We start from the raw sequence: 20,899 nt of genomic DNA, 5'->3' as shown, positions 1-20,899 counted from the left end.
AACCAATTTGACGCCCCGGGACAATTTCGTCCGGCATTGTCCGGTGTGCGACGATGTTGGGGATGCGACATAGGCGGATTGCCGTGTATTTAAACCGCTTTTCCTTTGGCACGCATATTGCGCCCTATCGGTAAACCTCGTCATGGGCCGGCGGCAATCGCTCGGAGATTGTCGAAATAGCACAATGATTTCTGCCGGGGTGACATCCGGTCCGACTAGAGCAGGACCTTTCAGATGATGCAGAAAAGCAAGCGGCCATACTCGCGGGGAAATAGTCGCGTCAGGGCTGCATGGACGCTCTTTCCTGGTTGTTTCGGCGGCGGACGCCAACTCTTCAATCGGCACCCGAACCAGTGCCTGGATGTCCAAGGAGCGCCCCTGTTGCGCGTGCCTGGCTGCACCCGCGTGCTGGCTCTCCTCCAAGGCGACGCTCGGCGCTGCTGCAGACCAGCGACGAGATCCCAACTTCAAAATTCCCGAAAACCGAAAGAAGTGAACAGGTATGTCCAGGATCGGCGCTTTGACGCGCGCGGCATGGCGATCGGCAACTCAGACGCTGGCCAAGGGTTCGAAAAGTTTACACCCGACGCTAGCGCCGGCCGATTTCAAGCGCGCACTTACGATCAACGATCGATATGGCGGGCTCACTGTCAATGTCCCCAAAATGCCTTTCTGGCTGACCGGGGGTGAAGCCTTCGTCTACCGCCGGACTAGCCACGGCGAGCAGCAGTTCATGCAGGTCGATGCTGCCACGGGTTTCAAGCGGCCCGCTTTCGATCAGGCGCGTCTGGCGGCAGCGCTAAACAAGGTGAGCCATGAGAGCTATCAAGCCGGCAATCTTCCGTTCGACCGTTTCGAACTGAGTGAGGATGGTCGCAGGCTCGACTTCCAGATTGAAGACACCCGGTGGAGCTGCGACCTTGCAAGCTATGACTGTACCAGCACCACATTCGATGCAAGGAAAGGGGACCGTAGGGAGCTCAGCCACCGCTACACGCCGCCAGCGGAGAACAACCCCGACAAGAGCAACGCGTCGCCCGACGGCAAATGGATCGCCTATATCAAGAACTGCAACGTTTTCCTGCGCAGCGAGGACGGATTGCAGGATGTTCCTCTGAGCCGGGACGGAGCCGAAGGCAATTGCTACGTCTTTTCGACGCTGAGCTGGTCGCCGGACTCGCGCCACCTCGCCGCTTACCTTGTTCGCCCCGGCTATAGGCGAGAGGTCCGCTACCTCAATTCTTCGACGGACCAGTTGGAGCGGGGATATTCAACAAAATTCTATCCCAGGCCGGGCGATGTCCTTCCGCTGCCCCAGCCAGTCCTGTTCGACATTGCCGGCCGGCGCCAGATCGTGATTGACGGTGCCCTCTTCTCGAACGTCTTCGAACTTTCCCCTATCCGGTGGTGGGCGGACAGCCGCGGCTTCACTTTCGAATATAACCAGCGCGGGCATCAGCTCTATCGCCTGGTCGAGGTAGACGCCGCCTCGGGCCGCGGGCGCTCCCTGATCGATGAGACCAGCGAGACATTCGTTGATTATTTGCCGCTGGGGCATGGCCAGGAGGATGCCGGAAAAATCTTCCGTTACGATGTCGATGACGGGAAGGAGATCATCTGGGCATCAGAGCGCGACGGGTATGAGCATTTGTATCTTTTCAACGGCCGGACAGGCGCGCTCGAAAACCAGATCACCCGAGGTGAGTGGGTCGTCCGGAGGGTCAACCATGTCGATCCGGTCAAGCGTCAGATCTGGTTCGAGGCGAGCGGGATGAACTCGCAGGAGGACCCCTATTGGGTCCATGCTTACCGCATCGGCTTTGACGGCAAGGGACTGACTGCACTGACGCCCGAACCGGCCAACCACCATATCGAGTTCTCGCCTGACAGGCGCTATTATGTCGATCTCTGGTCACGCATCGATCTGCCCCCGCGCATGGCACTCTACCGCGCCAGCGACAATGCCAAGCTCCAGCAGATCGAGACGGCCGACATTTCCGAGCTCGTCGCCGCAGGCTGGCAGCCGCCGCTCAGTTTCCATTCCAAGGGGCGCGACGGCAAAACTGACATCTGGGGCGTGCTCCACCTGCCAGCCAACTTCGACCCGACGAAGAAATACCCGGTTGTGGAGAATATCTATGCTGGACCCCACGGCTCCTTCGTCCCAAAATCCTTCTCGCGGTGGACAGAGCCGCTCACGCAGCTGGGCTTCGTCGTTGCTCAGATCGACGGCATGGGCACCAACAACCGCTCCCGCGCCTTCCATGATGTTGCTTGGAAGAATCTGAAGGACGCAGGATTTCCCGATCGCATTCTGTGGCACAAGGCGGCGGCCGCGCAATATCCATGGTACGACATATCCAACGTCGGCATTTTTGGCGCATCCGCCGGCGGCCAGAGTGCAGTCAGCGCGCTGCTCTTTCACCCCGATTTCTACAAGGTCGCCGTCGCCAAAAACGGCTGCTTCGACAACAGGATAGACAAGACCTGGTGGAACGAACTGTGGATGGGGTGGCCGGTCGGCATTGAATATTCGCAATCCTCCGCCGTTGACAATGCTCACAGGCTGCAGGGCAAGCTGATGATCGCGGTCGGCGAAATGGATGATAATGTCGATCCGTTTTGCTCGTTCCAGCTTGCCGATCGACTCATCAAGGCAGGAAAAGATTTTGACATGGTCTACGTTCCTGGTGCCAATCACCATACTCTAGGCACCTACACCGAGCGCAAACTCCTAGACTTCTTCGTTCGCAACATTCTCGGTCAGACCCCGCCCGACTGGAACACCAAACCGATCGAGCTGGAATAGCTTGTGGCTCTTGCAATTGTTAGCTCGCCTTATCGGCTGTAATCAGGGCGAGGCGCGAGCAAATCTGCACCGAAGGACGATCGTGGAGTCTAGGACTTGCGCTGCGTATTGAGGATCGGCTCGCCGCGACGTTGGTCTGAGCAAACTGCTTGATAGGCACGCCTGCAGACCGCGTGTGTGCGATTGCAAGATCCCCTATCAGCCTGGTGTGAAGCGTTCAGGGGAAAAGCCGCACCCAACGCCGCTTCCGCTCGCCGTAACGCTACGGCGGTGCGGCCCACCCGATCCGCTCGACGAGCATTGGAACACATAGGTCCCCGAACGGACGATTGCCTTGGCAATAGAAGACCCTCGTCGGTCATCGCCGCTGTGGGTGGCAGCCCGTCGGTCTGGAGCTGCCATGACCTTGCCCCTCTGATCTAATCCGGTTTGAAGTTCGTTCGGGCCCATCGAGAGGACCAGGACATGAAACGCAGCTTCTCTGAAGAGCAGATCATCGGAATTTTGAAGGAACATGAGGCCGGGGTATCGGTTGCCGATCTGTGCCGCAAGCACGGGGTCAGCGACGCCTCGATCTACAACTGGAAGGCCCGCTTCGGCGATATGGTTGAATTCTGCCCTCAGGACAAGAGTGAGTAGAGCAGCCCCGCTACGAAAATCCTATCCTGGTCCGTTTGACGCATCGACTATTCAGATTGATTGGCGTGATACCCGGCGCGGCCGCAACACGCTAGGCCGTCAACCGCTGAGCAGAAAACCAGCCTTCGCCTTCCGCGGCGGCGGACCTCGTCAGCCTTTCGAAAGCTTGCCTGAGTAGGTTGCTCATGTGATCTGTGGAAGTGAGGATAGCGTGCACCCGTACAAACTGGACATTCATCGTAGCAGCTTGGCTGCAGGTGCAGCACGCCGTACCGCACGAGCAAGCGGACAGGCCGGCCAAGCCGGTTTTGAGCAGCACTTGGGCGAATTGCAGGCGGCGGATGAGTTGATGAGTGCACCAGGCGAGGATGTCCTCGTCAATGGCTCGCATGGCAAAGGTGAGTTGAGACCAACGAAGAGGCAGAGGATCCAAAGCAATCTGCAGCATGCTGTCACTGAGCGGCAACCATGTCAGGTTGGTGACTCAGGCGCTCGCGTGATGATGCAACTCCCTGCCCATCAGGTGGGTACATCGGAACGGGAGGCGCAGCTCGCGATGCAGGGGGATGAGCACGAAAACACCCCAGCGCCGCATCTCGATGGGTCGATGCCCTCGACAGTGCAGCCGGATCGTCCAATTGTGGCCCCCGACGGTGCCGACAAGCGTCCTGTTTATTCCAACGATGCCACCGCCATCGAAGGGCTGAAGTCTGCACTCCTTGCGGGTAAAGCCAGGCCGGACACGGTCACTCGCAGCGCAAATTCTCTTTTCGGCTTTAGTCGTTGGCTCTTTCAAAATAAAAAGCCAGGGTTTGCTGCTCGGCTTTACCATCCGTCGCTGAGCCAGGATCTCGAGGAGTACGAGAGTAGGGGTGGTTCCTCCACCGTGGCTGGCGCACTGCGTCAACTGATGAAGTCGATAGGCGGAGCCGCCCCGATTGTGGGTCGCGCTGTCCTGAACCCCCATCCTGACGACGCCGCGCTCACTAGACATTTCAGATCCGCGAGCGGCTACGCAACTGCTCTTAACCATTTCAGTCATTACCTACGTCAAAATGACAAGCTCGGGATTGCGGGCCGGATTTACGATGAATCGCTGGATAAAGATGTTGAGAGCTACAAGGCCGCCTCCTCTAATCGTGGAGCTCCGATCGAATCTGCACTGGTTTATCTCCGCAAGCACCCGCCGCGCGTTATACTCGGGAGTCATCTGGAAAACGCGGTCAGCATGGAGGCTCGTCCCCGTGGCGACGCTGCTCAGCATACCGCACCACAGCAGGGATTCGATTGGCCAGAGGAGCTCCTGCCGGTAGGTTATAAGGAAGGCACCGATCTACCATTGTCTCTCGCCCCAACCGCGCACCAACACCAAGCACCCGACTTTGGAGAGGCCGTCCCTCACTTGAACTGGCGCCACGGCGACCAGGTCGCCCCGGAGGGGCTGGTAGCTGCACGGGACAGGAGCAGCCCGCTGCCAAGCGAGGCGGTGCCACATAAATCTGGACGGGGAATCGCTACGCAGCCCAGATTGTGGGCGGAGAAATCCGCCTCGCCAGAGCTCTTTCGACGGCGGGCGGAGCAGGCTCTGCCGGCGTCCGCCAGAGGTGTGGAGACATCCTCCGCGGTTGATGAAGCCGCCGCTCGCCAAGCTTTGGCTTGGTTGCAGCAGGAGATGGAGGGGATCGAACCGATGCAGGATCCTCATAAGGTGGCTACACCGGAATGTGAGGCGCAGCTCGTCAGGCAGAGGGATGAGCACGAATCCACCCCAGCACCGCATCCCGGAGGTGGTGGGTCGATGCCCTCGACAGTGCAGCCGGATCGTCCAATTGTAGTCCCCAACGGTTCCGACAAGCGTCCTGTCTATTCCAACGATGCGACCGCTGTCGAAGGGCTGAGGGCAGCATTCCACGCGGGTAAGGCCAGCGCGAACACGGTCACTTACAATGTAAATTCTCTTTTCGGCTTTAGTCGGTGGCTCCTTCAAAACAACAAGCCAGGGTTTGCTGCTCGGCTTTACCATTCGTCGCTGGATCAGGATCTCAAGGAGTACGAGAGTACGGGTGGTTCCTCCACCGTGGCTGGCGCACTGCGTTACCTCAAGAAGTCGACAGGCGGAGCCCCGATTATGGGTCGCCCTGTCGTGATCCCCTATCCTGACGATGCCGAGCTCATTAGAGATTACAGAGCCGCTTCGACCAAGGAGTACCTGGCAGCGCCTGCGACCGGACGAAATCCAGATACCGTGGGCGGCTATACAACTTTTCTTAGACATTTTAGCCAGTACCTGCGTCAAAATAACAAGCCTGGGATTGCGGCTCGGATTCACGACAAATCGCTGGATAAAGATGTTGAGAGCTTCAAGGCTGTCTCCTATGGTAATAGGCTAAGGATCGGTTCTGCATTGGCTCACCTCCGGGATATCCTGCCGCGCATTGTGCTCGGGCGCGAAACTGTCCTTGGTGCTCATCCGGCAGACGCAGTCACCAGGCGCGTTGGGGCCGCTGCTGAAGCTGGGCCAGCGGCACCGGCAAGAGCTCCCCAACCCGCCTCGCCAGCAACCGCTAAGCTGCCAGGCACCTACCGCGGCCTTCCACTGGTTGATGTGACCACACTGACGACCAGTTCCTCTGGGGCTCAGATCGGGGCGCTCGATCCGACAGCCCCGTCCAACGTTGCAACGGGGCGGGTGCTCGGCGCCGCCGAATGGCTGAGCGACGCCCATATCCAGAGAGATTACAATTTGCTGGAGGGGCAACTGCAGGGGATCAATCCGGCGCTCGCTGCCCGGACTCGGCTGGTGGATCCTTCCGTATCCCATCTACTGCGACACACGTCGCCGCAAGACGCTCGAGGCATATTGCAGTCCATCTATAATCAAAACAACGCCACAGCCGACTTCCTGTTCTTGCCAGTGAATAATGGCACGGCTACTAGCCCCGGCACCCATTGGTCGCTGCTGCTCGTTGATCGCCGCGACCCCGAAAGGCGGTTCGCCTATCACTACGACTCCCTCCAGCGAGAGGGATATAACGACGTGCCTGCAAAACAGCTCGCAGGACTGCTGAATGCTACCTTGGCGCCAGCCCCCATGGCCAGACAGACGAACCATTATGATTGCGGCGTATTTGTCCTGGAGGGCACGTGGGCGCTGGTTGAACGATTGGTGAAAGGGCAGCGGCCAGACCACGAGCCGCTGCCCCTCGACAACCTCGTTGCCGATCGGCAGGCGCTGCAAGACAGGCTAAGGAGGCGCTTGCCGCACGAGGAAGAGCCGCGGCAGCTGCTGGAGGATGAACCCGCCTCCCCACCGATGATGGCATTCGAGCCAGGGGAACTGCGGCAACTGTTGGAAGACGAGCCTGCCTCCCCACCAATGATGGCGTTCGAGCCAGGGGAACTGCGGCAACTGTTGGAGGACGAGCCTGCCTCCCCACCAATGATGGCGTTCGAGCCAGGGGAACTGCGGCAGCTGTTGGAGGATGAACCCGCTTCCCCATCGATGATGGCGTTCGAGCCAGAGGAACTGCGGCAACTGTTGGAGGATGAACCCGCTTCCCCACCGATGATGGCGTTCGAGCCAGGGGAACTGCGGCAACTGTTAAATGAGCCTGCCTCCACTTGGGCACAAATCAATTCGACCCCACATGCGCGAGCGGACGGTGTTCATCAGCCAGCCCAGGCGCCCCTGGCTCCCTGAACGCAGAAGATAACTTTGCGGAGGAGCGATCACGCAACTGTCGTCGGCGCCGGGCCTCAGGGTGAATGGAGAGGATGGTGTCGCGTGAAGGCGCAACACGCGTGCTGACCGACCTGCATACGTAGGAAGTCGTTCATTGCTCCCAAATCGTATGTGAGGAACATTCCTGTCCCGGCTGCGCCGCGCGATGCTAGGTCGCGTTGTTCAGCGGGTCAAGCCGATGACACCTACGAAGCTACTGATCGGGCAGATCGCCGTTGTGTGCGCAATTGTCATTATCGGCGTATGGACGGCAACCCAATGGTGCGCTCAAATGCTGACCTACCAGACGCCTCTCGGCGCACCATGGTTTCTCTTCGCCGGCTGGCCAATCTACAAGCCGTGGAAGCTGTTTGAATGGTGGTTCCACTTCGATGCTTATGCGCCGGAGGTCTTCGACAAAGCCGGTACGCTTGCAGGCGCCAGCGGATTCCTGGGCTGTGCCGCCGCAATCGCAGGCTCGCTTTTGCGCGCGCGACAGCGCGGGTCGGTTACGACCTATGGGTCTTCACGGTGGGCCACGACTCATGAGGTCGAGACGGCAGGGTTGTTACGGCCGGCGGGCGTTTTCCTCGGTAGGCTGAACGATCGCTATCTGCGCCATGACGGCCCGGAGCACGTCATGGCATTTGCGCCGACGCGTTCGGGCAAGGGCGTGGGGCTGGTTGTTCCAACGCTACTTTCCTGGACCGGGTCTGCCATCATTCATGATATAAAAGGCGAAAATTGGCAGTTGACCTCCGGCTGGCGGTCGAAATTCTCGTACTGCCTTCTGTTCAATCCGACCGACCCGAGATCGGCACGCTACAACCCGCTGCTGGAGGTGCGCAAAGGCCCAGATGAGATCCGGGACGTTCAAAACATCGCCGACATCCTCGTCGATCCCGAGGGCGCGCTGGAGCGACGGAACCACTGGGAGAAGACCAGCCATTCACTTCTAGTTGGCGCCATTTTGCACGTGCTCTACGCTGAAGAGGACAAGACGCTTGCCCGCGTCGCCACCTTCCTGTCGGACCCGCAACGCTCGTTTGCCGCAACGCTACGGCGGATGATGACGACAAACCATCTCGGGACGGGGCATAACCCTCAGGTCCATCCCGTAGTGGCCTCGGCGGCCCGCGAACTCCTGAACAAGTCGGAAAACGAGCGCTCAGGCGTCCTCTCGACCGCCATGTCCTTTCTCGGGCTTTATCGTGATCCAACGGTCGCGGCGGCCACTTCGTCCTGCGACTGGCGCATCGCTGACCTAGTGGATGGAGAGCGACCGCTGTCGCTCTATCTGGTCGTGCCGCCTTCGGATATCTCGCGCACCAAGCCTTTGGTGCGACTGATCTTGAACCAGATCGGCAGGCGGTTGACGGAGCGTCTGGAGGGGGACCCGAAGAAGAGCCGTAAGCATCAGCTGCTCATGATGCTGGACGAGTTTCCGGCGCTCGGTCGCCTCGACTTCTTCGAAACGGCGCTCGCCTTCATGGCAGGTTATGGCATTCGCTCCTATCTGATCGCACAATCTTTGAACCAGGTTTCAAAGGCCTATGGCGAGAACAATGCTATTCTCGACAATTGCCACGTGCGAATTGCCTTTTCCTCCAATGACGAACGCACGGCCAAGCGCATCTCGGATGCCCTCGGCACCGCAACCGAACTTAGGTCGATGCGCAACTATGCGGGCCATCGGCTTGCGCCCTGGCTTTCACATGTCATGGTGAGCCGCCAGGAAACCGCGCGCCCGCTCCTGACGCCAGGCGAGGTGATGCAATTGCCGCCGTCAGACGAATTGGTCCTGGTTTCTGGGTTGCCGCCGATCCGCGCCAAGAAGCTGCGCTATTATCAGGATCAGAATTTCACAGATCGGGTGCTGCCTGCGCCGGTGCTGCACGACGGACCCTATGCGGACTGCCCTGCATCACGCCCGGACGGCTGGACTGGACAAGTGTGCAGCGTCGATAGCCGACTTGCTGCGGACGAGGAAAGCGCCGACGCGCCAGTTGAAGACGAGGGAGGCGTTCAGCAGCAACGCCATCCAAGCCTGCCCGAAGAAGACGTTGTTGTCTCTCAAGAGCCCGATCAGGCCGATCTGTACAAGCCCGCAGACGATGACAGCGAAGCGCTCGCGGACAAGCGTGTCATGGATCGGATTTCCACTGCGGCCCGCGCCTACGGTATCAACGAGGGCAGGGGCGACGATGTCATTCCCGGCTTCTGAAGTCCGCTGAGTTGCAGAGCGCACCTCAGCGTAGATAACGGCCATAAGCAATTTTGAGCGTCTGGCCGATGCTTCTCCCGTCGCCGGCGCAACGCCGGGCCGTCGGAACGAGCCGCATGAAGCCGCACCGCATTCGCCATCAGTTTCTGCTTGAGCCGGAGCTCAGCGAGAAACTGGACAACCTCAGTCGCGATCCGTCAACGACCAAATCAGCGATCGTGGCGAAGGCGATCGAGGCGTTCATCGAGCGGCGTGGCGAGAGCGAGTTCGATCGGCGCTACGGCGTAAGGCTTGACCGGCTCTCCCGCGATCTTGCCCACGTCAGGCGCGATTCCGAGGTGATCCTGGAGAGCCTGGCGCTCTTCATCCGCTTTTCGATCACCCTTCACGCCCACACGCCGGTCCCGGATCGATCAACGCAGGCTATTGCCCAAGAGCGTTTCGAGAAATTCGTTGAGAAGGTCGGCCGCCAGATCGCTTCCGGCAAAAAGTCGCTTAGCAAAGACAATGGTGGGGGAGGGGAAGGATGAGCTCTCATCCCGAGGCCGACCACCGGCGGCGTGTCATGCTGCGCACCGCCATGGGTCCGGCAATCACCGAAGCCCTGGCCGATCCGTCCGTCATCGAGGTGATGGTCAATCCCGACGGCGCGCTGCGACTCGACCGGTTAGGCGAAGGTCGGGTCGATACCGACGTTCACATGCACCCGTCCGAGGCAGAACGTATCATCCGCCTGGTTGCTTCGCACGTGCGCGCCGAGGCGCACGCCGACAACCCGATCGTCAGTGCCGAATTGCCGTCTGGCGAACGCTTCGAAGGCCTGCTGCCACCTGTGGTGTTGGCGCCATGTTTTGCCATCCGCAAGCCCGCCGCGAAAGTCTACACCCTGGCCGACTATGTTGCCGAACGCATCATGCTGCCGCTGCAGGCCGATGCGCTGAAAAAGGCCGTCCGCGAGCGGCGCAACATGCTGATCGCCGGCGGCACTTCCTCGGGGAAGACAACACTCGCCAACGCTCTGCTGGCTGAAGTCGCCGAATGCGACGATCGGGTGATCCTGATCGAGGACACACGCGAACTGCAGTGCGCGGCCAGGGACTGCGTTGCCCTGAGAACAAGGCGGGGCTCGGTCACCCTTGCCGATCTCGTGCGCTCGACGCTGAGGCTCAGGCCGGACCGCATCATCGTGGGCGAGGTGAGGGGCGCGGAAGCGCTCGACATGCTGAAGGCATGGAACACCGGGCACCCAGGCGGCATCGCTACCGTACACGCCAATTCCGCGCGCTCGGCTCTCTATCGCATTGAGCAACTCGCCCAGGAAGCCGTGGTCACCGTTCCCCGCCGGCTCATCGCTGAGGCGATAGATCTGATCGTCTTCATAGCGGGACGCGGCTCGTCGCGCCACATCGACGCAATCGCCGAGGTCACCGGTCTCGACGGCAGCGGCGATTACGCCGTTGCCCCGCTCACGCTTTCGCAACTCCAGCAGCTTTGAAAGGCCTTCCTCATGCGCAAGAAGCTTCGCTTTCTTTCGTCCACAGCGCTCGCGTTTCTTATCACGGCCCCGGTTTATGCCGCCGGCTCAGGCATGCCGTGGGAGCAGCCGCTGCAGCAGATCCTGGAGTCCGTCCAGGGACCGGTCGCCAAGATCGTTGCGGTCATCATCATTATCACCACCGGCCTGACGCTTGCCTTCGGCGACACCGCCGGTGGTTTTCGGCGCCTGATTCAGATCGTCTTCGGTCTGTCGATCGCCTTCGCGGCATCGAGCTTCTTCCTCTCCTTCTTCTCCTTCGGTGGTGGGGCGCTCGTCTGATGGCCGCCGGGGAGCAGCATATCGAGGGCTTCGCAGTACCGGTCCACCGGGCGCTGACCGAGCCGATCCTGCTCGGCGGGGCTCCGCGCGCGGTGGCGATCCTCAACGGTACAGTGGCCGCGGCCATTGGCTTCGGCTTGCAGCAATGGATTGCTGGTCTGGTGCTTTGGATCGCAGGCCACTCGTTAGCGGTGTTTGCCGCAAGACGCGATCCGGACTTCGCCAGCGTGCTTGTGCGCCACCTACGTCTGAAGGGGTGGCTTGCATGCTGAACCTTTCGGAATATCGAAGCAAAGCCGACCGGCTTGCCGACCATCTACCCTGGGCTGCCTTGGTTGCGCCCGGCATCGTGCTCAACAAGGACGGCAGCTTTCAGCGGACGTTGCGGTTCCGCGGCCCGGATCTCGAAAGTGCGACGGAGGCTGAACTCGTCGGCATTTGCGCCCGGGCGAACAATGCTCTCAGACGCCTTGGCTCTGGCTGGGCATTGTTCTTTGAGGCCGAGCGCACAGAAGCGCTGGGCTATCCGAACTCGCATTTTCCTGACGCCGCGTCGTGGCTGGTCGACGAAGAACGCCGCGCTGCTTTCGAGGGGAAGGTAGCGCACTACGAGAGCCGCTATCATCTGACCTTGGTGTTTATGCCACCGCCGGACGCCCAGGCGCGCGCAGAAAGCACGCTCGTCGACTCTCATTATTCCCGAGGAGAAAGAGACTGGCGCCAGGATCTGGCGAGGTTCCGTGACGAGACCAACCGCGTGCTCGATCTCTTCTCGGGTTTCATGTCCGAAGTACGCGTCCTCGATGATGCTCAGACGTTGACCTACCTCCACGGCACGATTTCGCCTCGTCGCCATCCTATCATGGCCCCGGAAACGCCGATATATCTGGATGCAATCCTGGTCGATGCGCCGCTTACCGGTGGCCTGGAGCCGATGCTTGGTGAGCAGCATCTTCGCACACTGACCATCCTCGGCTTTCCGAACCTCACCCGGCCCGGAATCCTCGATACCCTCAATCATCAGGATTTCGCCTATCGCTGGATGACGCGCTTCATTCCGCTCGAGAAAACGGAAGCCACGAAGACGCTGACGCGATTGCGCCGGCAGTGGTTTGCCAAGCGCAAGTCGATCGTGGCAATCCTACGCGAGGTCATTACCAACGAGCCGGTCCCGCTTGTCGATAGCGATGCCGACAACAAGGCGCTCGATGCCGACGAAGCCCTTCAGGCATTGGGCGGTGATCATGTGAGTTTCGGCTATCTCACCACCACCGTGACGGTGTGGGGCGAGGATCGCCAAGCCGCTGCAGAGAAGCTTCGCGCGGTCGAGCGCATCATCAATGGGCTCGGCTTCACCACGATCCGAGAAGGCGTCAATGCGGTCGAGGCTTGGCTCGGCTCATTGCCTGGCCATGTCTACGCTAACGTTCGCCAACCGCTCGTTCATACATTGAATCTTGCCCATCTCATGCCGCTGTCGTCGGTTTGGGCCGGTCCTGCGACAAACGAGCATCTCGCGAAAGTCACCCAAACCGAAGCGCCACCGCTTTTCGTTGCCGAGACCAGTGGGTCGACACCGTTTCGGCTTTCCACCCACGTCGAAGATGTCGGCCACATGCTGGTTGTTGGTCCGACCGGCGCCGGCAAGTCGGTTCTGCTTGCTCTGATTGCTCTGCAGTTCAGGCGCTACGCCGGCGCCCAGGTTTATGTCTTCGACAAAGGCAATTCGGCCCGTGCTGCAACACTTGCCATGGGTGGAGAACACCACGCGCTAGGAGCGGACGGTTCCCTTGCCTTTCAGCCACTGCGCAGCATCAACGACCAGGCTAGCCGAAGCTGGGCGGCCGAATGGATCGCCAGCCTTGTTGCCCACGAGAACGTCACCGTCACGCCGGAGGTGAAGGAGGCTATTTGGTCAGCGCTGGCCAGCCTTGCCACCGCGCCGGCGCAGGAACGCACACTGACCGGTCTTTCGGTCCTGCTTCAATCCAATGCGCTGAAGACCGCATTGATGCCCTACACGCTCGATGGTCCCTTCGGCCGCCTGCTCGATGCCGATCATGATGGGCTGGCCTTGTCGGATGTGCAGTGTTTCGAGACCGAGGAGTTAATGCACAGCCAAGGCGCTTTGCTGCCAGTGCTTACCTATCTGTTCCAGCGACTTGAGGAACGGTTCGACGGACGGCCCACGCTGATCATGCTCGACGAGGCGTGGGTCTATCTCGACAATCCGCTGTTCGCCGCCCGCATCCGCGAATGGCTGAAGGTGCTGCGAAAGAAGAACGTGTCGGTTGTCTTCGCTACGCAGTCGCTGGCTGATATCGCGGGCTCTGGCATAGCGCCGGCAATCATCGAAAGCTGCCCGCAGCGCATTTTCCTTCCCAATGATCGTGCCGTGGAACCCCAGGCGCGCACAGCCTACGAGCGCTTCGGTTTAAGCGAGCGGCAGATCGAATTGATCGCCCGCGCCACGCCGAAGCGTCAGTATTATCTGCAATCGCGCCGCGGCAACCGTCTGTTCGAGCTCGAGCTTGGCCCCATCGCTCTTGCGCTTTGCGGTGCTTCCGATCCGGCCACGCAGACTCTGATCGACAGGATCATGTCCGAAGACGGGCAAGGCAGCTTTGCCTCGCAGTTCCTGATCGCGCGCGGCCTCGATTGGGCCGGCGAACTTCTCAAGCAATTCCCTCAACCAGACAAGGAGCAATTCTCATGATGCGGCGACGCCTTCTCTCCGGCCTGATCACCGTTTCCCTGATCGCCAAGCCTATGGCCGACTATGTGCAGCCCGCCTACGCCCTTATCGTGTTCGATCCGTCCAATTATGCGCAGAACGTGCTGACGGCCGCGCGCGCATTGGAGCAGATCAACAACCAGATCCAGTCGCTGCAGAATCAGGCGACCATGCTGCAGAACATGGCGCGCAATCTTCAGCGTCTGGATTTCTCTTCCGTTGGCCAACTCACCGGTTCGCTCCATCGCATCGACGGCTTGATGGACCAGGCGAGTGGCCTCAGCTTTGATCTGGGCAAGCTTCAAGACCAGTGGCGCAGCCAATATCCGGAAAGCTACGACGCCACGATCAAAGTCAGCGATGTGGCGAGTGCTGCGCGGGAGCGTTGGCAAACCGCCATGCAGGCGTTCCGCCAGACCATGGGTGTCCAGTCGCAAATCGTCGAGAACGTCCGCGCCGACGGCGATCTGCTCGCCGATCTCGTCAACCGCAGCCAAGGGGCGGCCGGTGCGCTTCAGGCAAGCCAGGCCACCAACCAGCTGATGGCGCTTTCGACAAAACAGCAGATGCAGATCCAGACGCTGCTCGCAACGCAGTTTCGAGCTGAGGCCGAGGATGCCGCCCGCAAGGCCCAGTCAGACGAAGCCGCCCGCGAGATGACGAAGCGATTCTTGGGTACCGGCTCGGCTTATCCCGGCAATTAATCACGAGTTCATCACGACGAGAAAGGCAGCGGCATGAACGACCTTGGCGTCATCGATCGCTTCATGGAGACCTTCATCCGCTACATCGACAGCGGGTTCGGTCTGCTATCGGGCGACCTCGCCTTCCTCACTACCATTCTGATCGGCATTGACATCACACTTGCCGGCCTGGCGTGGGCGCTCGGCGACGAAACCAGCGTTCTCGGCCGGCTTGTCCGCAAGGTGCTCTATGTTGGCGTCTTCGCCTTCATTCTGAACAATTTCAAGAACCTCGCCGATATCGTTTATCGTTCTTTTGCCGGTCTCGGGATTAAGGCGTCGGCCGGCAATCTGTCGGCAGACAATCTCTTGCGCCCGGGCCGCATTGCCGCGACCGGTTTCGAAGGTGCTTGGCCAATGCTTGACCAAGCCAGTCAGCTCCTGGGCTTCCCGGAAATCTTCGGCAACGCACTGACCATCTTCGTGCTGCTGATGGCCTGGTTCCTGGTCATCATCGCCTTCTTCATCCTTTCCATCCAGCTTTTCATCACCATCCTAGAGTTCAAGCTCACCACGCTGGCAGGTTTTGTTTTGGTTCCATTCGCACTTTGGAACCGTTCAGCGTTCCTGGCCGAACGCGTGCTCGGCCATGTTATCTCGTCAGGCATCAAGGTGATGGTGCTCGCCGTCATTGTCGGTATCGGCTCCACGCTCTTCGGGGAGTTCGCTTCCGCATTGCAAGGCAAGGAGCCGGATCTTGCCGGTGCCATGTCCCAGGTACTGGGCGCACTGGCACTGCTTGGCCTTGGCATTTTTGGGCCGGGGATCGCGTCGGGTCTTGTCTCAGGCGCACCGCAGCTTGGGGCGGGCGCCGCCCTCGGCACGACCGCGGCGGCAGCGGGTGTATCACTCGTTGCTGGAGGCACAGCATTTGCTGGCGCGCGTATGGCAACCAGCGGCGGTCTCGCCGCCATCCGAGCCGGCACAACAATGGGATCGGCTGCTTCCACGTCATGGCAGATCGGGCGCGCAACCTCGCCCGACGCTGGCCTCTCCGGTGTGGCTGCTGGAATGCATGGTGTAACCAGTGCAGCTGGCGGCGCCGCTATACGCATAGCGCGATCCGCCACTGCAAGTGTTGGGCGCAACGCCGATGCCGGGCGCGATGCCGCGTGGACCGCGACCGGCGGCGCGCCGACAGCGTCAATGACCGAACGCTCTGCCGGTTCGGCCACTGTTTCGGCGCCGACGTGGGCAAGGCGCCTACGTTCTGAACAGACCGCCCGGGCAAATCGCCACGCTGCCATGCAAGCTGTCCGAGACGGAGACCGGCCGGGAGGCAGCGCCAACCCCTCTCTCAACGACAAGGATGACTAGATGCTCTTCAAGCGACCCGTGCACCGTTACGGCAAAACACCCGAACCGGTCACGCCGTATCAAAAAGCCGCCCAGCTGTGGGACGAGCGCATCGGCTCATCTCGACTGCAGGCCAGGAACTGGCGGATCATGGCCCTTGGCTGCCTGGCCTTGGCGACCGGGCTTTCCGGCGGACTCGTATGGCAGTCGATGCAAAGCCGTGTCGTGCCTTATGTCGTCGAGGTCGATGGCTTCGGCGAGACGCACGCCGTCGCGCCGGCGATCCGGAATTATGAGCCCTCGGATGCTCAGATCGCCTGGCATCTCGGCCGCTTCATCCAGAATGTCCGTTCCGTTTCCACCGATCCGGTTTTGGTACGGCAGAACTGGTTGGCAGCGTACGACTTTGCTAGCGATCGCGCAGCGCTCTTCCTCAACGAATACGCCAAGGCGAACGACCCCTTCGGTCAGATCGGAACGCGCAGTGTTTCGGTACAGGTCACCAGCGTGGTCAGAGCCTCCGAAAGTTCATTCCAGGTCAAATGGACCGAGCAGGTGTTTGAGCGCGGAAGCCTTGCCAGCACGATGCGCTGGACTGCGATCCTCACGATCGTGATCCGCTCGCCAAGCAATACGGATCAGCTGCGCAAGAATCCGCTCGGCGTCTTCATCAATGCCATTGACTGGTCACGCGAGCTCGACAGCGCCGTCCCAGCCCCCCTTTCTCCGACGGAGTCCACCAATGAAAGGTAAAATGTCACCGATTCGTGCCGTGCTGATCCTATCGGTGTCGGCAGCGGTCGTTTCCGCTTGTGCATCGAAGAAGGTGCCGCCGCCTGAGATTTCCTATGACGCTGCCGACTTCAAACCGGCCGCGATCGAAAAAGCGCCGGAGAGGCCGATTAGAATTGTCGAGGTGCCAAAACCACTGCCGCTGCCTGGCCAAATGCAGCCCGAGCCCGGCAAGGCCGAGGACAAGCGCCCTCCTGAAGAACGCGTCGCTGATGCCAACAAAGCCGCGACCCAGCAACCCACCAAGTACGGGTATGTTAATGCAGTGCAAGTCTACCCCTTCACCGATGGCGCGCTTTATCAACTCTATGCCGCGCCGGAGCGCGTGACCGACATCGCTCTGCAGCCGGGCGAGAAACTAACCGCCGTGTCGGCTGGCGACACCGTGCGCTGGGTCATTGGCGATACCGCAAGCGGCACCGGTGACAATCAGCGCACCCATGTTCTGGTAAAACCCTTCGCGCCGGGTCTTGCCACCAATGTCGTCATTACGACGGACCGGCGGACCTATCATTTGCAGCTTCAAAGCACCGAGAAGACCGCAATGGCGGCAATCTCCTGGACCTACAGCCAAGACCAGATCATCGCGCTTCGCCAGCGCAATGCTCAAGCCGAGGCAGTTACACCGGTCGCGTCGAATATCGCGCTCGAAAACCTTCGCTTTCGCTACTCAATCAGTGGCGACACACCGCCCTGGAGACCGACGCGAGCCTTCGACGACGGCAGCAAGGTCTATATTGAGTTCCCTCGTCGCATAGATCAGGGCGAGGCGCCACCACTCTTCATCGTCGGCGCAGATGGGAGCAGCGAGCTCGTCAACTATCGCGTGCGCGGCAACTATTACATCGTCGATCGGCTCTTCGCCGCGGCCGAACTTCGCCTCGGCACCAAGCGGCAGCAGGTGATCCGCATCAGCAGGATTGACGGCAGGCAACCGCAACGGCGGATCTCGCTCTTTCGCGGCAGCCGGCGAGGTGAGGGCTCATGATCGAAAATTCCCGCTCTGGCATCCCGCCGAAACTGGATCCCGAGGAACTGCAGCTTCGGGCCTCTCCCCGCCGCGTGGTGCGGTTCAGGCGCGGTGTGATCATCGCGATCGCAGCGCTCGGATCCGGCGCTGTCTTCGGCGTTACCATGATCGCCCTCCAGGGGCCGGCCCTTCGCATCAGGGATCAGGCGGAAGATCTCTACAACACTCAGCGCAAACCAACCGCCGAGGGACTCGATACGCTTCCCCATGACTATTCCGGCATGAAGCCGAAGCCTCCCGTCCTTGGGCTACCTTTGCCGGGCGACCTCGGCCGCCCCATCCTCGAGCGGCAGCGCCAGCTCGGCATCGTGCCGGGCCAAGACATCTCGGCCGAGGAGCAGCGTCTAGCGCAGCAGGCGATCGAAGCGCGTGAATCGCGGGTGCTTTTCCGCGTCGAAAATCGAGCTCAACAGACAGATGTCGGAGAGAGCGTGCAAACTGCTCAGCATCCATTTGAGGCGCTTCCCCAATCCGAAGCAGGACGCGCGTCAGCCTCGGTGGCGGCGGCGGAAGGCGACCAGAACAATCAGCAGCGAAAGCTTGATTTTCTCAGCCAGCGGAGCACTGGCGGGATCTACAATCCGCATGCGCTTCAGACGCCGATCTCGCCATATCAACTGATGGCTGGCAGCGTGATTGCCGCCAGCCTGATCACCGGCATCAATTCCGATTTGCCGGGCCTTGTGGTCGCGCAAGTCACCGAAAATGTGCACGACACGGTCACGGGCAACATATTGCTGATTCCGCAGGGCTCACGTCTTATCGGCGTCTACGACAGCGTCGTCGCGTTCGGGCAAAAGCGAGCGCTGCTGGTCTGGCAGCGCATTCTGCTGCCCGACGGCTCGTCGGCCGAAATCGACAATCTGCCCGCGAGCGACACCGCCGGCTACGCAGGGCTGGAAGACAAAGTCGATTTCCACACTTGGCAGATGATCAAGGGAGTGGCGCTTGCCACATTGCTCGGTGTCGGCACAGAATTCAGCCTCGGCGAAAACGAGAGCGATCTGGTCAAGGCGATCCGGGAATCAGCCCAGCAGAACGCCAGTCGAGCCGGCCAGCGCATCACCGAAAAAAACCTCAATATCCAGCCCACCATCGTCGTCCGCCCAGGTTGGCCACTGCGCGTCATCGTGCACAAGGACATCGTGCTGCGGCCATACGCCAGTTGAGCAGGAGTTATCATGGCTGACCTGAAACTTGGAAAACTTCCGGACCGAACAGCTTCGAAGATCACCATTACCGTCAGCGCGGAGCTGAGCCAAACACTCAAGGAGTATGCTGCACTTTACCGTCAGACCTATGGTCAGTCTGAAACCGTGGCAGAACTCATCCCTTTCATGCTGGCGGCGTTTCTGGAAGGCGACCGAGCCTTTGCCAAGGCCAGAAAAGAACGTCTGCCGACGGAGCTTGCCGGAAAATCGTGACTCCTCCGCTAGGGCAGCTGGAACATTGCCTAGCTGTCGCGACCTACCTGCGAAGCATAGGATCAAACACCTTGAAATGCAGGTATGCGCAAGAGTGGATGTGGAAGGAGATACCGCGCAACAGCCTAAGTTTGCATTTTCGATTTTGATGCGGTAGTCGGCTATGAGCGGTCAAAACGAACGCAGCTGGTTCGCCGATCGACCAAACGGCGAGCGCACTGTGCTTTGCTCAGACCGCCACCGAGTGCCTCGCCGTTCCCCCTTTGAAATATGTATCGAACTTGGCCGCGATGGTTCGAATGAAGGGGCGACTTTCAGTCCGTACGAGGAAACTGTCACCATCGAATTCAAGCGCTCGGGCAGGATCGTGGAGTGCGATGGACCTCGAGCGATGAAGGAGCTGCTCGCCGGCTTTGCCGAACCGCTCCACCAGGTCGACTGCCGAGAAGGCAAAATCACACATCAGCCGCTCGATGATCCAGCCACGGACGCGATCGTCGTCGGAAAGGGCAACGCCGCGCACGGCAGCCAACCCGCCATCCGCAACCATGCGCCCGTACCCGGAAGTCGAAGCCATGTTCTGCACGTAGCCTTGGCGAAAACGACCGATGGACGAAGGGCCAAGTCCGATGAGTGTCGGGCAGCGATCCTCAGTGTAGCCCTGAAAATTGCGATGCAAAACCCCTGCGCGGGCCGCTATGGCCAGCGCATCGTCGGGCTTCGCGAAATGATCGAGTCCTATTGCCTCATATCCCTTGGCGACAATTGCCCGCGCCGCGAGTTGAGATTGGGCGAAACGCTCAGTGGGACTCGGCAGCCATGCCTCGTCGATCATCGTCTGATGCTTCTTGAACCAGGGCACATGTGCGTAGCCGAACAGGGCCATCCGGTCTGGCTCCAAGGTCAGTGCCTGCGCCACCGTGGAACAGATCGTCTCGCGTGTCTGATTCGGGAGCCCGTAGAGCAGGTCCAGATTGACCGATTCGACGCCCCGCGAACGAACCCCGTCGACGACTGCCTTGGTCTGCAAAAAACTCTGCTCACGATTAATTGCTTTTTGCACTTGCGGATCGAAATCCTGCACGCCGAGGCTCGCCCGCGTTACGCCGATTTGAGCAAGTGCATCAAGGCGCGCCTTGTCCATGTCGTTGGTTTCGATTTCGATGCTGACCGTAGCATCCGGGAGAAGGTCGAAGCTGTCCCGCAAGGCCGCTCCAAGAGCAACCATATCATCGGGCCTCAGAATAGTTGGCGAACCGCCACCGAAGTGGATTGCACGGACATGTGCCTTGCCGCTCACCAGACCGGCAATCGTGACGATTTCGGCATTCAGCGAGCGCAGATAAGCGGCCACCGGCTCATATTGGTGCGTCTGCTTGGTGTGGCAGGCGCAGAACCAGCAGAGCTTGTCGCAGTAAGGAATGTGCAGGTACAGCGAGATTTCGTCGCCGCTTTCCAGCGTCTCCAACCAGCCACGGTAAATGGCAGCATCGATCCCCGAATGGAAATGCGGCGCCGTCGGATAGCTGGTGTAGCGTGGGACGTTCTCGCTGAGTTTGACAGCTATTTCCGATTGCATCTCGCGTTCACCGTGTTGCCCGCCGGAACACTGCACGCATCGCTGAAGCAGACCCTGATCTCGATCAGCCGCGCTCATGGACAAACCGCCGC

The 20,899-nt window shown here is 60.3% G+C and carries 15 protein-coding genes and 1 pseudogene; 15 read left to right on the top strand and 1 reads right to left on the bottom strand.

The genetic code is table 11. The features are described from left to right. The first annotated feature begins 502 nt into the window (after positions 1–502). The 15 genes and pseudogenes from EOB59_RS07495 (at position 503) to EOB59_RS07425 (ending at position 19,228) form a co-directional block, all read left to right on the top strand. A complete protein-coding gene (locus EOB59_RS07495; RefSeq protein WP_128288075.1) occupies positions 503–2,809 on the top strand; it encodes a S9 family peptidase in 2,307 nt (768 codons plus the stop codon). Between the two features lie 465 nt (positions 2,810–3,274). Beyond that, positions 3,275–3,415 (top strand): annotated as a pseudogene (locus EOB59_RS07490) (transposase); the annotation flags it as partial. A 352-nt stretch (positions 3,416–3,767) separates the two neighbouring features. Then, positions 3,768–7,148, top strand: a complete 3,381-nt coding sequence (locus tag EOB59_RS07485) for a Ulp1 family isopeptidase (protein WP_245486560.1) — start codon at positions 3,768–3,770, stop codon at positions 7,146–7,148. Between the two features lie 220 nt (positions 7,149–7,368). Then, positions 7,369–9,393, top strand: coding sequence for a conjugal transfer protein TraG (locus tag EOB59_RS07480; protein WP_024502848.1), 2,025 nt, complete (start codon positions 7,369–7,371; stop codon positions 9,391–9,393). Between the two features lie 116 nt (positions 9,394–9,509). Beyond that, on the top strand, positions 9,510–9,923 hold the full coding sequence (locus EOB59_RS07475; protein WP_024502849.1) for a CopG family transcriptional regulator: 414 nt from the start codon (positions 9,510–9,512) through the stop codon (positions 9,921–9,923). Next, a complete protein-coding gene (trbB, locus tag EOB59_RS07470) occupies positions 9,920–10,888 on the top strand; it encodes a P-type conjugative transfer ATPase TrbB (RefSeq protein ID WP_024502850.1) in 969 nt (322 codons plus the stop codon). Before EOB59_RS07475 ends, trbB begins: the two co-directional genes overlap by 4 nt. Before the next feature lie 12 nt (positions 10,889–10,900). Further along, positions 10,901–11,209 carry a TrbC/VirB2 family protein gene (locus EOB59_RS07465; protein WP_024502851.1) on the top strand — a complete coding sequence of 103 codons (309 nt, stop codon included), beginning with the start codon at positions 10,901–10,903 and terminating at the stop codon, positions 11,207–11,209. After that, entirely contained in the window at positions 11,209–11,481 is a 273-nt protein-coding gene (locus EOB59_RS07460; RefSeq protein WP_024502852.1) for a VirB3 family type IV secretion system protein, read from the top strand. The genes EOB59_RS07465 and EOB59_RS07460 overlap by 1 nt, the downstream gene beginning before the upstream one ends. Further along, positions 11,475–13,925, top strand: coding sequence for a conjugal transfer protein TrbE (gene trbE / locus EOB59_RS07455; RefSeq protein ID WP_128288074.1), 2,451 nt, complete (start codon positions 11,475–11,477; stop codon positions 13,923–13,925). The genes EOB59_RS07460 and trbE overlap by 7 nt, the downstream gene beginning before the upstream one ends. Continuing rightward, positions 13,922–14,647, top strand: a complete 726-nt coding sequence (gene trbJ / locus EOB59_RS07450; RefSeq protein WP_024502854.1) for a P-type conjugative transfer protein TrbJ — start codon at positions 13,922–13,924, stop codon at positions 14,645–14,647. Before trbE ends, trbJ begins: the two co-directional genes overlap by 4 nt. Positions 14,648–14,680: 33 nt before the next feature. Next, positions 14,681–16,003: a P-type conjugative transfer protein TrbL gene (gene trbL, locus EOB59_RS07445; RefSeq protein ID WP_126057783.1), complete on the top strand. Its 1,323-nt coding sequence runs from the start codon at positions 14,681–14,683 to the stop codon at positions 16,001–16,003. Next, entirely contained in the window at positions 16,004–16,735 is a 732-nt protein-coding gene (gene trbF / locus EOB59_RS07440) for a conjugal transfer protein TrbF (protein ID WP_024502856.1), read from the top strand. Between the two features lies 1 nt (position 16,736). Then, on the top strand, positions 16,737–17,762 hold the full coding sequence (trbG, locus tag EOB59_RS07435) for a P-type conjugative transfer protein TrbG (RefSeq protein ID WP_127232321.1): 1,026 nt from the start codon (positions 16,737–16,739) through the stop codon (positions 17,760–17,762). Beyond that, the gene (locus EOB59_RS07430; RefSeq protein ID WP_024502858.1) at positions 17,759–18,973 is read left to right on the top strand and encodes a TrbI/VirB10 family protein; all 1,215 of its coding nucleotides are present in this window, start codon (positions 17,759–17,761) and stop codon (positions 18,971–18,973) included. Before trbG ends, EOB59_RS07430 begins: the two co-directional genes overlap by 4 nt. Before the next feature lie 12 nt (positions 18,974–18,985). Continuing rightward, complete coding sequence (locus EOB59_RS07425) at positions 18,986–19,228, top strand: DUF2274 domain-containing protein (protein ID WP_024502859.1); 243 nt, start codon at positions 18,986–18,988, stop codon at positions 19,226–19,228. Positions 19,229–19,457: 229 nt separating this feature from the next. Here EOB59_RS07425 and hemN read toward each other — a convergent pair whose 3' ends face one another. Beyond that, positions 19,458–20,807 (bottom strand): oxygen-independent coproporphyrinogen III oxidase, encoded by a 1,350-nt coding sequence (hemN, locus tag EOB59_RS07420; RefSeq protein WP_024502860.1) that lies wholly within the window; start codon positions 20,805–20,807, stop codon positions 19,458–19,460. Between the last annotated feature and the right edge of the window lie 92 nt (positions 20,808–20,899).

This window comes from Mesorhizobium sp. M7A.F.Ca.MR.176.00.0.0 (assembly GCF_004023165.1).
Taxonomy (GTDB): Bacteria; Pseudomonadota; Alphaproteobacteria; order Rhizobiales; family Rhizobiaceae; genus Mesorhizobium.
Note: the sequence above shows the minus strand (reverse complement) of the source record. Positions and strands in the feature narration are given on the sequence as shown.